Here is a 14,035-nt window from a genome sequence, read left to right as displayed (position 1 = left end):
ATGAAAAAATTGCTTTTAATCATTACATTAACAAGCTTGTATGCTTTTGCACAAACACCAGAGGTGCCTAAAACTTACCCTAATGGCGAATTAGGGAAGATGGTTAAATTGGGTGAAGCGATTATGAACGAAACCAATACTCACCCATTAACAAAAGATTTTGTGGGAAATAACCTCCAATGTAAAAGTTGTCATATTCAAGGTGCCGATGGAAAACCTGGCACCATAACCACAATTGGAACATTCAGAGGAACTGCTGCATCTTTCCCTGCATTTTCAGGTAGAGAAAAAACAGTACAAACGCTGCAAGACAGAATCAATAACTGTTATATGAGAAGTATGAATGGTACAAGACCGATTGTTGATACAAAAGCATCTGTCGCAATGGCTGCATACATTACCTGGCTCTCTACTGGTTTTGAAATAAAAATGGATGAAAAAAGACCATGCAGTGTTCTTACAAGTGACAGATGGGCGGCAGAACAAAAAAAATTCGCAGCCATTCAAAAAAAAGCCACTCATGAAAACTACTTAGCGGGTAAAAAAACATTTGAAACAAAATGTGCTTCATGTCACGGTGCCAATGGTAAAGGTATGGCAGCATTCCCTCCATTATGGGGTCAAGATGAAAAAGGCAAATGGCTATCTTATAATACAGGCGCAGGTATGAGTAAACTCAACAAAGCTCCCGCTTGGATAAAAGAGAATATGCCATTAGGACAAGGTGGAACACTCAGTGACCAAGAAGCAGCCGATGTTGCACTCTTTATCAATGCACAACCAAGAGCCAGCTTTGATTTAAAAGATCATCTATTGCCAAAAGAAAAGATGGGACACTATAATTCAGATGTCCATGAAGAAAAACACTCAGTTGAGTCAAACTTCAAAGCATTTGGTTTAGATTTAAAAACAATCAAAGGGAACTAATACCTCTTTAGAAGTAAGGTTCTCCTTACTTCTAAAGTTCAAAAAAGTCTCTTATGTCTTTATAACACGTTTCAATATTGACAAAGCTATGATCACCGCCCTCTTGCACCACTTTTTTTGCCTTTGGAAATTTGTCCAAAGCATCTTCATAATTTAAAAGTGTATCTCCCGTTTGTAACAACAATAAAAAATTTGATTGTTTTAGAATATTTTGAACTTCAAACTTTCGTAACACTTGCATATGTTCAGGAGTTACTTCAAATTTAGAAAAATCGAAGTAGTTGGTTGACATACCCATTTTATTCAATGAATCATAAGGTGTAATCGCAGGATTAATCAGTACAGCTTTTAAACTGTATTTATTGGCCAAATAGATTGCATAATAACCACCCAAAGATGAACCTATCAAAAAGAGTTTTTCACCTTTACGCATTAAAAGTTTAATGAGTTGCTCTAAGGTATCAATGGCAAGTGTTGGTACATAACTCAAAGAGGGAAGAATAATCTCATTTTGAAACTCCTCTTTAAAGAGTGACGCTTTCCCTCCAAAGCCAGAACTTCCAAATCCATGTATGTAAATAATCATTTTTTTACCTCATTTTTGAACTGCTATTTTCGCCCAAGTATTCTTAAAATACGTAAAAACAAATTGATAATGTCCATATAAAGTGCCGCAGCACTGTCAATGGCATTGTCCAATGTTTTAGGAATTTGATTGGCACGTCCCCAATCATAACCAATATAACCACAAAAAATCAGCACAACTATCCAATCAATGATGCCATGATGTATTCCAAAAACAAACAACTCTACCAATTCAACCACAATCACCAATAAAAGCGCAACGGTCAATGCCCCTGAAATTTTTTTGAAAAAAGCAGGAAACATGGCACCTAAGAACATCATACAAACTGTCACTAAACCTGTAATTCGGATTGCTTCAGAAACCAGTTCTGTGTCATAACGACTGACTACAAGATTGATGATTAACCCAAATGGCACCACCACAAAGTTGTAGCCAATAAAACTGACAAAGGGATTATTTGAACTGTTAAAAAGATAAATTCCAAAAAAACATGAGGCAAAATAACCAATAAAAAAGACCCAAGGATTAATACTTGCAATCCATTGGGTATCGATATCCGTCACCATATACCAATTCAGAACAAATCCCCAACATAACGTCAATCCAATTGCAACATTATAAAGTGTATCTCCAATAATCGCATCCGTAGTCTCTCGTCGTTCAAATACATCTGACGCCATTTTATTTCCTCTATTATATGATTGTATATTCAGCTCACATTATATTCATTCAACACTTAAATGTCTTAATTAGAAAACTTTTTTATAAAAATATTACAATTTGCCATTTTTTTTACCCCCTTAGAAAAAATGGATTATAATTGCACCATAACATACACAGGAACAGATTATGGCAAAGAAAAAAACATCTTTATTTGAGTGTCAACATTGTGGAGAACAATCGAGCAAATGGTTAGGAAAATGTCCAAATTGTGGAGCTTGGGAAAGTTTTATTGAACTTAATGAAACGCAACAAGAGGTACTCAAACAAATCTCTAAAATCACAACAGGGGATTCCAAAGCCAAGCCCATAACCCAAATCCAACAAGATGATATTACCCGTTTTACCTCAAACGACAGCGAATTTGATTTGGTATTAGGAGGAGGAATTGTTCCAGGAAGTTTAACCCTCATTGGAGGAAGCCCAGGAGTAGGAAAATCAACGCTGCTTTTAAAAGTTGCTGGAAATATTGCCAAAACTAATAAAAAAGTGTTGTACGTTTCCGGTGAAGAGAGTGCTGGTCAAATCAAACTTCGCGCCACACGTCTTGAAGCCAATGAAGACAACTTGTATCTGTTGTCTGAAATTAAACTGGAAGAGATCATGCATGAACTTTTACGAGAAGCGTATGAAGTGGTGGTTATTGACTCCATTCAAACAATCTATTCAAGCAATTTAACCAGTGCTCCAGGAAGTGTTTCCCAAGTCAGAGAGATTACTTTTGAACTCATGAGAAAAGCCAAAGATACCAATATTGCCATGTTTATTATTGGGCATATTACCAAAGATGGAAGCATTGCAGGTCCACGAGTTTTAGAGCACATGGTTGATACGGTTTTATATTTTGAAGGAGAAACCAGCAGAGAAATACGAATGTTACGTGGCTTTAAAAACCGTTTTGGAAGTACAAGTGAAATTGGAATATTTGAAATGACCAATGAAGGTTTGGTCAGTGCCAAAGAGATTGCCTCTAAATTTTTTGACAAAAGCAAACCGCAATCGGGTTCAGCATTAACTGTGAGTTTAGAAGGGACAAGAGCTTTGATTTTGGAAGTTCAAGCCTTGGTGTGTGAATCAACCTACCCCAACCCAAAAAGAAGTGCCACAGGGTTTGATTCCAACCGATTAAATATGTTGTTGGCTCTTTTAGAAAAAAAACTCGACTTGCCACTGAATCACTACGATGTATTTATCAACATCAGTGGAGGCATAAAAATCAAAGAGAGCTCAGGCGATTTAGCCGTTATTGCGGCTATCATCTCCTCTTTTAGAAATCGTCCCATCTCTAAAGAGTCTGTTTTTATTGGAGAAGTAAGTTTAACGGGTGAAATAAAAGATGTTTACTCTATGGACATACGACTCAAAGAGGCTTCAACACAAGGCATTACCAAAGCCATCGTGGCAACAAAACCTAAAAGTATCAAAGATATGAAGTGTTTTACCGTGGATGAAGTCTCTAAAATGATTGAACTGTTTTAAAAGAGTACTATTTTTGTACTCTTTTTTGTGCACCATCCATGAGTCTGGCTTCGCTGATAATGGCTCTTTGGTGTGTTCCCATCCCCACTTTTCCGCCTGAATCTTCAACTTCTACACTGAATTTATAGAGTTTTCCTTCCATTCCTTCATACGTTGCCGTTGCTTTTGCAATATCACCACACAGTGTGGGCGCAAGGTGTTTGATATTGACATCAACACCAACAGAGAGTTGCCCCTCTTCTAAAAAAGGAATCAATATTTTTGCAGCACTGGCTTCCATAAGTGCAACCATTCGTGCCGTTGCAAATACTTCGGGAAAGTTATCATCACTTGAAATCTCTAAATTTTTTGCCAAATCTTTCTCTTGAACTGTAAACTCTATGGTTGCTTTCATTCCAACTTCTAATGCCATTATGAACTCCTAATATTTTTTATATTTTATATTGAATTAACTTAAAGATAAAAAAGAATTTCTTATTTACTAATTGAGTTAATTTTGCTATAATCCGCGTAAAACAAATGGACAGCAATGATTGACTTTGATAATCGCACAGAATTAGTAATCGATATATCGACATTAGAAATCATCAAAAATGAACTGACATCAAAAATGATTGAACTGATTTTAGTACATAATGATGAAATACAAATTTTAAATAAAGAGCACAGAAACATAGACAAAGCAACCGATGTGTTAAGTTTTCCTTTAGAGTTTGATTTGCCTGATATGCCTTTGGGTTCTATTGTTATCTCCGTTGATTTTGTGCAAGACAAAGCCAAAGAGTTTGGGCATACTTTTTCAGATGAACTTTCACTTCTATTTATTCACGGTATTCTGCATCTTCTGGGTTATGATCATGAAGTGGATAAGGGTGAACATCGTGCCAAAGAAGAAGAACTCATTAACGCTTTTCACCTGCCTGATAGTTTAATCGTAAGGAACAGTTAATAATGGATTTCATCATTTTTATTATATCAATGGGTGCACTGATTTATGGCGCAGATTTTATCATCAAAGAGAGTGAACGTATTGCATTGCATTACAACATTTCACACTTTGTCATTGGTGCCACATTGGTCGCTTTAGGTACAAGTCTGCCTGAAATGGCAGTATCCATCTCTGCTTCCATTAAAGGAAGCGGTGATATTGCCGTTGCCAACGTCATTGGTAGCACCATATTTAACATTTCATTGGTCTTGGGAGTTGTTTTTTTATTGGCCAAACAAATCGTTCCGAAAAGAGATATTTTTGCCAAAGATTCAGCGTGGGCACTTTTCCCTATACTCATTTTTATTCTCATGGGAATTGATGGAACACTGGGCTTAGTTGATGGCATTTTATTTTTATGTTTAATGGCAGGTTATTTGCTTTTTTTAATCAACAGCAATCAAGTAGAAGAGGTGGATATAGAGTTGGCAAAAGAGCCTTTTGCTTGGACAAAAACAGCACTCTTATTGATTGCAGGATTTGTTTTAACCATTGGGGGAGCTGATTTTGCAGTACAAAGTGCAAGCAATATTGCCCGAGAATTTGGTATCAGTGAGTGGATTATTGGTCTGTTTTTAGTGGCATTTGGGACAAGTCTGCCCGAACTGATGATTTCGGTTAAATCTGCCATGAACAACAATGCGGATTTGGCCATTGGGAATATTATTGGTTCAAATGTAGCTAACTTTACGATGGTATTAGGGTTGAGTTCAATTGTAAATCCACTGAATGTAAATCTTTCAACAAACTTTTTTGATGTAACTGCAGCGCTTATTGTTTCATTGATGTTGGTCTTTATAACAGCAAACAAACTTTACAATAAAAGTGCTGGAATCGCTTTAATGGTAGTGTTAGCGTTAGTGATTCAAAACAGCTTATAAAAAGCTATTTTGAACACTCACTGCATATACCACTAAACACCATGGCTGAATTGGTAATAGAAAAACTGCTTTTTTCTTTTACTTCTTCTAAAACGCCTTGAGTTGAAATCATAATATCTTCTATTTTTTTACATTTTTCACATACCACATGGGCATGGCTTGCTTTGCTCAATTCATAAACAGACTTTTCATGGGGTATTTTAACCTCTTGGATAAAAATTCTCTCAATCATTGCATTCATGTTTTTATAAATGGTTGCAAGCGAAATAGAAGGAAATTGATTTAAGAGTTTAGTATAGAGTTGATCGATATTCAAATGACCAAACAGATAAAGCTCTTGAACAATAGCAACTCTTTGAGGAGTTACTTTTAAATTATATTTTTTTAATTCTTCTGCATAATTCATAACTAAAACCTTATTTTAAAAGTGTATAATAAAAGATATTTCGTTTAATCTTGTTTAAACACAATACTTTATTTTAAAAGTATATAAAATGAACCTGTATAGATTCGTTAATTAAAAAGATTATTAGTTGATAATTATTTTCCTTTAAGCTATTATGGATTATAATTCTCCAAGGAAAAAAATTATCCTTTAAATAAAAAACTGTAGGAGTTTAAGAATGAGACAATATGAATCATATAAATGTAACAAATGTGGGAATGTAGTTGAAGTATCAAATGTGGGGGGAGGAACACTCTCTTGCTGTGGTCAAGATATGGAGATGATTACAACAGATTTAACCTCTGTGAATCTTATGAAAGCGTTTGCCGGTGAATCTATGGCCAGAAACAAATATGAGTATTTTGCAAAAGTAGCACAAAAAGAGGGTTACCGAGACATTGCTGAACATTTCCAAAGAGCTGCAAACAATGAAAAAATGCATGCAAAACTTGAACTAAAAGCCTGTAATTTACTTAACACCGGTAAAGAGTTAGGAGATACACTTGAAAATTTAGGTTATGCCATTGCAGGTGAAAGTTATGAAAATACAACGATGTATCCAGATTTTGCAAAAATTGCAAAAGAGGAAGGGCACAAAGATATTGCAAGAATGCTTGAAATGATTGGACACATTGAAGTTGAACATGAAAATATGTATAAAATGCTTTTACAAAGACTTCAAGAGGGTCAAGAGTTTGTCAGTGACAATGAAGAAGAGGAGTGGATTTGTGAAATTTGTGGGCATGTACACAGAGGGAAAAAAGCCTTAAAAGTTTGTCCTGTTTGTAAACATCCTCAAGAGTATCAATCAAGACTTAACAGCAAAAAATAAATCATTTATAATATAACGAGTTAGAGTGACTCGTTATATTATCTCCTTACGTATAACTAATCATTCTTTAACTATAATTTCCAGATGAAAACACTATTTTTATTCCTTTTTTTATCTCTTCATATATGTGCAAAAAATTTCACCGTTGCCACGTATAACATTGAAAACCTTTTTGATTTAAATCACAATGGTACAGAGTATCAAGAGTATATCCCTCATAAAACCAATTGGAATCACAACACATTAACGGTTAAACTCAACCATATTTCAAACGTCATTACGTCCATGAATCCTGATATCATTGCTTTACAAGAGGTTGAATCTAAAGAGGCTTTAATGCTGTTAAAAAAGACCCTACCCCAATATGCTTATGCTGATTTTATTAAAAATCAAAATGCGGCAATTGGTTTGGGTATTTTAAGTAAATATAAAATCACACAAAGCCAAGCCATACCTATAAAAAGCAATTCAACATTCGCACGCCCCATACAAAAGGTTATGTTCACAATTGATAATCACAGTTTAACTCTCTTTAACAACCACTGGAGTTCAAAAAAAGTGGCTGAATCTAAACGTATTGAGTATGCTTTGAGTCTGAAAACATATTTAGATACTCTCCCTGAGAGTGAAGATTATATTCTTGTAGGAGACTTCAATTCAAATTACGATGAATATTTGAGCTTTAAAAATGACAAAAAACTCAATGACTCTTACAATATCACGGGCATAAATCAAATTTTAAATACTTCATTAAATCAAGAGTTTGTTCAAAAAGAGCATATTTTAGAACAAAAAGAGAACGTACATTACAATTTATGGCTTGATTTGCCTTATGAGAAACGATTCAGTTATAAATTCAGGAATCATAATGAAACGCCCGATAATATCATTGTTGCAAAAGCTCTTTTTGATGAAAAAAACATCTCCTATGTGCCCAATTCATTCAAAGTTTATCAAGCCTCCTATTTATTTGATGGCAACAAAGTAAAAAGATGGGAAGTCAAAAATGGGTTTCATCAAAACCGAGGTTACTCTGATCACCTTCCCATCATGGCTACATTTTCTACTGAAAAATATAAAACACCTTTGGCTTTGGAATACGAAAACCGCATCTCTTTTTTATACAAAATCAACCACTTAGAAAAGAGTTTAAAGCTCAACGATGTGATTGTTATTTATAAAAATAACGACAGCGCCATTTTAAAACAAAAAAATGACCGAGCCATCTATGCATATGGGTGTGCAAAAGAGTTAAAACTGGGCATGAGTTACGATATTGAAGTAGAGACGCTTTCAAACTATTTTGGATTAAAAGAGATCAAAAGTTTAAAAATCACAAATGAAAAAAAAGAGTATCAAATCAATGAATTTTACTTGGATGCCAACAATATTGATCTGCTTAATTTAACATATCAAAATGAAATCATTACACACTTAAGTGGAATATTTTATGATGGTTACTTAAAATTTAACCATCATAAAATACGAATTTATGCCAAAGATAAAACACTTTTACCCAAAAATGGGCAAAAAATAACTATAATGTCAGGACATTTGGGCTTTTATAAATCCAATGTACAAATCATACTCTATAAAAAAAGTGATATACGTGTTAATTAAATCTATCTTTACAAACAGCAGTGGTATTTTAACTTCAAGACTTTTGGGATTTTTAAGGGATTTACTTATGGCTTCCATCTTAGGTGCCAATGTATTTTCCGACATTTTTTTTATTGCTTTTAAAGTGCCTAACCTTTTTCGACGAATTTTTGCTGAGGGAGCATTTACACAAGCGTTTATTCCTGCCTATGCCAAATCAAAACAAAAAATCCGATTTTCATCGGTTGTTTTTTTACAATTTTTGGCTTTTATTCTCTTTTTATCTCTTTTTGTAACAGCATTTGCTCCTATGGTCACAAAAGTCATTGCCATTGGATTTGATGCCAAAACCATTGCGTTAGCCGCACCTCTTGTCTCCATCAATTTTTACTATTTGCCCTTAATCTTCATCGTAACTTTTATGGCTGCTTTATTGCAATACAAACACCACTTTGCCACTACAGCTTATTCGACCGCACTCTTAAATCTCACGCTCATTGCAGCTTTACTTTTATCAAAAAACATGGATAAATACACCATTACGTATTACTTAAGTTATGGTGTCATTGCAGGTGGAATTTTGCAAGTTGTTGTACATATTATGGCAATGAAAAGCAAAAGTTTACTGAAAATATTCACCTTCAAATCGTTTAACAACAGTGCAACAAACAAGTTTTACAAAAACTTTTTAAGTGCCACCATGGGTTCATCAACAAGCCATGTTTCAGCATTTATTGATACATGGTTGGCATCATTTTTAATGACAGGAAGCATCTCTTATTTATATTATGGAAACCGTATTTTTCAACTGCCTTTGGCACTTTTTGCCATTGCCACATCAATCTCTTTGTTTCCCATGATTGCACGAGCAATCAAAAACAGTAATGAAAACCAAGCGTTACAACTCATGCGCAAATCATTTTTAATTCTTTTTGCTCTTTTAAGTATTGCAACACTCATTGGAATTGTCTTTGACAAAGCCATCATTGAACTGCTTTTTGAAAGAGGTGCCTTTACCCAAACGGATACAAAAAATACCGCTTTAATTTTAACCATGTATTTAATTGGTCTCTTACCGTTTGGTTTATCAAAAATATTTTCTTTGTGGTTATATGCTACAGACAAACAATTCATTGCAGCAAAAATATCCATGAAAGCATTGTCATGGAACATTGTTTTTTCATTGGCATTGATTGTACCTTATGAAGCTGCAGGACTTGCTTTTGCTTCTACATTGAGTGGGTTTATTCTTTTTTATCTGACCATAAAAGAGTTTGGGTTTAAAAAATTCTATACTCTGATTAAAGCCTAAGCTATCCTTTTATCGCTTTTAGATATAATATCTGCTTTTAACGCATACTTTATGGGAAATCAATGAAAGAATTTTTTACACAATATTTACCTTATTATAAAAACTACATACGAAAATTTATCTACGCATTTATCGGGATGTTATTGGTTGCAGGAGGGACGTCAGGTTCTGCGTATGTGATTAAACCCCTTTTAGATGAAATCTTTATTGCAAAAGATATGCAGATGCTTCAAATTCTTCCTTTTATTGTTGTGGCTCTTTATTTTGCCAAAGGATTTGGACGATATATTCAAGCATACTATATTTCATACATTGGTCAAGACATTATTCGAATCATTCGAGATAAACTTTTGGCACATATCTTAACTTTGGACATTGAATTTTTCCAAAAACGTCATGGGGGAGAGTTGATTTCAAGAATCACCAATGATATCAACCGAATTCAAGCAGCTGTTTCAAGCCAAATTGCTGAGTTCATTCGAGAAATGCTCACCATTGTCGCGCTCATTGGTGTGGTCATTTACCAAAGTGCCGAATTGGCATTTTATGGTTTAGTCGTACTTCCTTTGGCCATTTATCCGCTGACCATTTTGGCAAAAAAAATGAAAAAACTCTCTTTCAGTTCACAAGAGAGTATTTCAGATATCACCTCTCATTTAAGTGAAACGTTTAACAACGTTGAAATCATTAAAGCCAATTCAACAGAGCATTTAGAGAGCAAAAAATTTGCTGATCATAATAAAAAATATTTTTCTATCAGCATTAAATCGGTCAAAACCAATGAACTTACCTCCCCTATTATGGAAACCTTAGGTGCATTAGCTGTTGCAGTTGTGATTATCATAGGGGGAAGAGAAGTCATTCAAAATGAATTAACGGTGGGAGCATTTTTCTCTTTTATGACTGCGCTTTTTATGCTTTATACGCCCATTAAAAGACTCTCATCTTTGTACAACACCATGCAAGATGCCTTAGCTGCCAATGAAAGAATCAACACAATTTTCAATCATAAAGCCACTATTCTTGGCGGAAAAGATTTACTGCCTGAGAAAATCGAGTCAATTAAGTTTAAAGATGTTGTTCTAAAATATGATGATAAAATTGCGTTAGATGGTATCAATTTAGAGGCTTTCAAAGGGGAAACCATTGCCCTAGTCGGTGACAGTGGTGGGGGGAAATCTTCATTGATTAATTTGATTATTCGATTTTATGATACATTTTCAGGCCAAATTTCATTCAATAATCAAGAGATAAAAAACTTCGATATTAAATCGTTACGAAAACATATCTCTGTAGTAACCCAACGCGTTTATATTTTTAACGACACGATTGCTGCAAATATCGCGTATGGTTTCAGTGTGGATGAAAAAAAAGTCATTGAAGCTTTAAAACAAGCACACGCTTTTGATTTTGTCTCCAAAATGCCAAAAGGTATCCATACCAAACTGGACGAATTTGGTACAAATTTAAGCGGAGGACAAAGACAAAGAATCGCTATTGCTCGTGCTTTATATAAAAATCCTCAACTCTTGATACTCGATGAAGCCACTTCTGCACTGGACAATGAGAGTGAATCGATCATCTCTGAAGTCATAGAAGAGGTCAGCAAAGATAAAATCACGTTTATTATTGCTCACCGATTAAGCACCATTAAACATGCAGACAGAATTGCTGTTTTTAAAGAGGGAAAAATTGTTTGTTTGGGAACAGAAAAAGAGTTGATTACGTCTTGTAAAGAGTACCAACGACTTCATAATTTGGCAAATATATAACTTGCAGTTATTAAATCCAACTTATCAAGATTGTTTCAAAAAAATTTAGATAAAATGTCAGAATTTTAAAAAAGGTATAAATTTGTTTAAATACGATGGACTAAAAAAAATATTGTTTATGTTTGATCCCGAAACGGCTCATACACTTGGTGAATTCAGTTTAAGAGTATTGCCCTTTTTAAGAAGCATCAATAACTACATGACTGCAAGAAATTTCATTAGAAGCGATGATTTAAAACAAGAAATTTTTGGCGTTACCTTTGAAAACCCCGTAGGATTGGGAGCAGGTTTTGATAAAAATGCAACCATGGTTAAAGCCATGCCTGCACTTGGTTTTGGTTTTACAGAAATTGGAACCATGACCCCAAAACCACAAGAGGGAAATGCAAAACCCAGACTCTTTAGACATCCAGAACAAAAAACGCTTCAAAATGCGATGGGATTTAACAATGAAGGCTCTTTTGTTGTTGCAAAAAATTTAAAAAAAGTTTTCCCTGCAGATATACCTGTGGGTGCAAATATTGGTAAAAATAAAAGCACACCACAAGAGCATGCGTTAAGTGATTATAAAATTTTAATCAATCGTTTTAAAGAGATCAGTGATTATTTGGTCATCAATATTTCAAGTCCTAATACACCCAATTTGCGAGATTTGCAAAATGAAGCGTTTATTACAGAACTTTTTACCATGGCAAAAAGTTTAACTCATAAACCTGTTTTGCTTAAAATTGCTCCCGATATGGAAGCTAAAGTTGCCATAGAGTTGTGTAAAACAGCAGTTAAAAGTGGAGCAGCTGGTATTATCGCAACCAATACCACCATTGACTATTCTCTCGTGCCTCATCCTAAGAGTATTGGGGGGCTTTCAGGGGAAGTTTTAGCGCAAAAGTCTTATGAACTTTTCCAAGCCATTGCCAAAGAACTTTATGGGAAAACGGTTCTTATTAGTGTGGGTGGAATAAGCAATGCAGAAGAAGCATACAAACGATTAAAAGCGGGAGCATCATTGGTTCAATGTTACACCGGACTTATTTTTGAAGGGCCAGGAATGGTTCGTGAGATTAATTTGGGACTATTAAAACTGATGCATAAAGATGGATTTAAAAACATCAAAGATGTCATTGGTTCAGATTTAAAAAAATAAAAAGAGAGATAATGAATACAATAGCAAAAAATATATTCAAACTATTCATTATTCAATATTCATTATTAATTATACTATCAGGAGATTTAATGAGCAACAGCTTACCAAAATATTATACAAAAACATTAGAAAATGGTTTAGAAATTGTTGCAATTCCTATGAAAAAAGGTACCAATGTTGTCTCTACGGATATTTTTTATAAAGTAGGAAGTCGCAATGAAATTATGGGTAAAACAGGTATTGCTCATATGCTTGAACACCTCAATTTTAAATCAACAAAAAACCTCAAAACGGGTGAATTTGATGAAATTGTCAAAGGATTTGGTGGAGTTAATAATGCTTCAACCTCATTTGACTATACACACTATTTCATCAAATCAAGTTCTAAAAATATGGACAAATCATTGGAACTTTTTGCCGAACTTATGGAGAATTTAACCCTTAAAGATGAAGAGTTTCAACCCGAACGAGATGTTGTTGCAGAAGAGAGACGTTGGAGAACAGACAATAGCCCAATGGGATATTTGCAATTCAGACTCTTTAATAATACGTTTATGTATCATCCCTATCACTGGACACCTATTGGATTTATGAGCGATATTAAAAATTGGAGTATTGATGATATCAAAGATTTTCACTCAACTTATTATCAACCCAAAAATGCAATAGTAGTAGTAGCAGGTGATATTTCAAAAGAGGAGATTTTTGAAACGGCCACAAAACATTTTGAAAAAATTAAAAATACAAAAGAGATTCCTCATTCAATCCATACTGTTGAACCAAAACAAGACGGAGCAAAAAGAGTCATTGTACATAAAGATTCACAAGTAGAAATGTTGGCCATCACCTATCATGTTCCAAATTTTGAGCATAAAGATCAAATTGCACTTTCAGCATTAAGTGAACTTCTCAGTTCAGGACGAAGCTCATTGTTACAAAAAAAATTGGTCGATGAAAAAAGAATGGTGAATGCCATATATGCCTATAATATGGAACTCAAAGACCCAGGCGTATTTATGTTTATGGCGGTTTGTAACCCCAATGTAAAAGCCAAAGATGTAGAAAAAGAAATTTTATCAATTGTTGATGAAATTAAAGCAGGCAAAATTAAAAAATCTGAGTTAGAAAAAATCAAAATTAACACCAAATACGATTTTATTTTTTCACTTGAAAGTTCAAGCAGTGTCACCTCTTTATATGGAAGTTACTTTGTCAGAGATAATATCAAACCGCTTTTTGAGTATGAAGCCAATATCGATAAACTCAAGTTAAAAGAGATCGTTGATGTTGCGAATAAGTATTTAACAGTACAAAATTCTACAACGGTGATATTAAAAAAGGATAAATAGG

At 34.2% G+C, this 14,035-nt stretch carries 14 protein-coding genes; 10 read left to right on the top strand and 4 right to left on the bottom strand.

Annotation, left to right across the window (positions count from 1 at the left end; translation table 11 throughout):
* On the top strand, nt 1–927 hold the full coding sequence (locus ACNI3C_RS09225; RefSeq protein ID WP_419769516.1) for a c-type cytochrome: 927 nt from the start codon (nt 1–3) through the stop codon (nt 925–927).
* 31 nt (nt 928–958) lie between these two features.
* Here the strand turns inward: ACNI3C_RS09225 and ACNI3C_RS09220 are convergent, their stop codons facing one another.
* Both ACNI3C_RS09220 and ACNI3C_RS09215 read right to left on the bottom strand, forming a co-directional pair.
* The gene (locus ACNI3C_RS09220) at nt 959–1,513 is read right to left on the bottom strand and encodes a YqiA/YcfP family alpha/beta fold hydrolase (RefSeq protein ID WP_419769515.1); all 555 of its coding nucleotides are present in this window, start codon (nt 1,511–1,513) and stop codon (nt 959–961) included.
* Between the two features lie 23 nt (nt 1,514–1,536).
* Complete coding sequence (locus tag ACNI3C_RS09215) at nt 1,537–2,193, bottom strand: Bax inhibitor-1 family protein (RefSeq protein WP_419769514.1); 657 nt, start codon at nt 2,191–2,193, stop codon at nt 1,537–1,539.
* A 169-nt stretch (nt 2,194–2,362) separates the two neighbouring features.
* Between ACNI3C_RS09215 and radA the strand changes: the two genes are divergently transcribed.
* A complete protein-coding gene (gene radA, locus ACNI3C_RS09210) occupies nt 2,363–3,712 on the top strand; it encodes a DNA repair protein RadA (protein WP_419769513.1) in 1,350 nt (449 codons plus the stop codon).
* Between the two features lie 7 nt (nt 3,713–3,719).
* Here radA and ACNI3C_RS09205 read toward each other — a convergent pair whose 3' ends face one another.
* Nucleotides 3,720–4,124 (bottom strand): thioesterase family protein, encoded by a 405-nt coding sequence (locus ACNI3C_RS09205; protein ID WP_419769512.1) that lies wholly within the window; start codon nt 4,122–4,124, stop codon nt 3,720–3,722.
* 117 nt (nt 4,125–4,241) lie between these two features.
* On the opposite strand from ACNI3C_RS09205, the gene ybeY reads away from it, so the two are divergent.
* Complete coding sequence (gene ybeY / locus ACNI3C_RS09200; protein WP_419769511.1) at nt 4,242–4,661, top strand: rRNA maturation RNase YbeY; 420 nt, start codon at nt 4,242–4,244, stop codon at nt 4,659–4,661.
* A 2-nt stretch (nt 4,662–4,663) separates the two neighbouring features.
* Complete coding sequence (locus ACNI3C_RS09195; protein WP_419769510.1) at nt 4,664–5,581, top strand: calcium/sodium antiporter; 918 nt, start codon at nt 4,664–4,666, stop codon at nt 5,579–5,581.
* A 4-nt stretch (nt 5,582–5,585) separates the two neighbouring features.
* Here the strand turns inward: ACNI3C_RS09195 and ACNI3C_RS09190 are convergent, their stop codons facing one another.
* The gene (locus tag ACNI3C_RS09190; RefSeq protein WP_419769509.1) at nt 5,586–5,987 is read right to left on the bottom strand and encodes a Fur family transcriptional regulator; all 402 of its coding nucleotides are present in this window, start codon (nt 5,985–5,987) and stop codon (nt 5,586–5,588) included.
* A 217-nt stretch (nt 5,988–6,204) separates the two neighbouring features.
* On the opposite strand from ACNI3C_RS09190, the gene ACNI3C_RS09185 reads away from it, so the two are divergent.
* From ACNI3C_RS09185 to ACNI3C_RS09160, 6 genes are all read left to right on the top strand, one after another.
* Complete coding sequence (locus ACNI3C_RS09185) at nt 6,205–6,858, top strand: ferritin family protein (RefSeq protein WP_419769508.1); 654 nt, start codon at nt 6,205–6,207, stop codon at nt 6,856–6,858.
* An 84-nt stretch (nt 6,859–6,942) separates the two neighbouring features.
* Nucleotides 6,943–8,478 carry an endonuclease/exonuclease/phosphatase family protein gene (locus ACNI3C_RS09180; protein ID WP_419769507.1) on the top strand — a complete coding sequence of 512 codons (1,536 nt, stop codon included), beginning with the start codon at nt 6,943–6,945 and terminating at the stop codon, nt 8,476–8,478.
* Nucleotides 8,468–9,769 (top strand): murein biosynthesis integral membrane protein MurJ, encoded by a 1,302-nt coding sequence (gene murJ / locus ACNI3C_RS09175; RefSeq protein WP_419769506.1) that lies wholly within the window; start codon nt 8,468–8,470, stop codon nt 9,767–9,769. The genes ACNI3C_RS09180 and murJ overlap by 11 nt, the downstream gene beginning before the upstream one ends.
* Nucleotides 9,770–9,831: 62 nt before the next feature.
* A complete protein-coding gene (locus ACNI3C_RS09170) occupies nt 9,832–11,541 on the top strand; it encodes an ABC transporter ATP-binding protein (protein ID WP_419769505.1) in 1,710 nt (569 codons plus the stop codon).
* Nucleotides 11,542–11,623: 82 nt separating this feature from the next.
* Nucleotides 11,624–12,685 carry a quinone-dependent dihydroorotate dehydrogenase gene (locus tag ACNI3C_RS09165; RefSeq protein WP_419769504.1) on the top strand — a complete coding sequence of 354 codons (1,062 nt, stop codon included), beginning with the start codon at nt 11,624–11,626 and terminating at the stop codon, nt 12,683–12,685.
* 11 nt (nt 12,686–12,696) lie between these two features.
* Entirely contained in the window at nt 12,697–14,034 is a 1,338-nt protein-coding gene (locus ACNI3C_RS09160) for a M16 family metallopeptidase (RefSeq protein ID WP_419769503.1), read from the top strand.
* The last annotated feature ends 1 nt before the right edge of the window (nt 14,035 follow it).

This window comes from Marinarcus sediminis (SeqCode), from assembly GCF_048571275.1.
GTDB lineage: Bacteria > Campylobacterota > Campylobacteria > Campylobacterales > Arcobacteraceae > Marinarcus > Marinarcus sediminis.
This window is presented reverse-complemented; position numbering and strand designations above follow the sequence as displayed.

Bases quoted from the DNA above. Each gene is read 5' to 3' on its own strand.
- ACNI3C_RS09225 (WP_419769516.1), top strand. From the start codon at position 1: ATGAAAAAATTGCTTTTAATCATTACATTAACAAGCTTGTATGCTTTT.
- ACNI3C_RS09220 (WP_419769515.1), bottom strand. From the start codon at position 1,513: ATGATTATTTACATACATGGATTTGGAAGTTCTGGCTTTGGAGGGAAA.
- ACNI3C_RS09215 (WP_419769514.1), bottom strand. From the start codon at position 2,193: ATGGCGTCAGATGTATTTGAACGACGAGAGACTACGGATGCGATTATT.
- radA (WP_419769513.1), top strand. From the start codon at position 2,363: ATGGCAAAGAAAAAAACATCTTTATTTGAGTGTCAACATTGTGGAGAA.
- ACNI3C_RS09205 (WP_419769512.1), bottom strand. From the start codon at position 4,124: ATGGCATTAGAAGTTGGAATGAAAGCAACCATAGAGTTTACAGTTCAA.
- ybeY (WP_419769511.1), top strand. From the start codon at position 4,242: ATGATTGACTTTGATAATCGCACAGAATTAGTAATCGATATATCGACA.
- ACNI3C_RS09195 (WP_419769510.1), top strand. From the start codon at position 4,664: ATGGATTTCATCATTTTTATTATATCAATGGGTGCACTGATTTATGGC.
- ACNI3C_RS09190 (WP_419769509.1), bottom strand. From the start codon at position 5,987: ATGAATTATGCAGAAGAATTAAAAAAATATAATTTAAAAGTAACTCCT.
- ACNI3C_RS09185 (WP_419769508.1), top strand. From the start codon at position 6,205: ATGAGACAATATGAATCATATAAATGTAACAAATGTGGGAATGTAGTT.
- ACNI3C_RS09180 (WP_419769507.1), top strand. From the start codon at position 6,943: ATGAAAACACTATTTTTATTCCTTTTTTTATCTCTTCATATATGTGCA.
- ACNI3C_RS09170 (WP_419769505.1), top strand. From the start codon at position 9,832: ATGAAAGAATTTTTTACACAATATTTACCTTATTATAAAAACTACATA.
- ACNI3C_RS09160 (WP_419769503.1), top strand. From the start codon at position 12,697: ATGAATACAATAGCAAAAAATATATTCAAACTATTCATTATTCAATAT.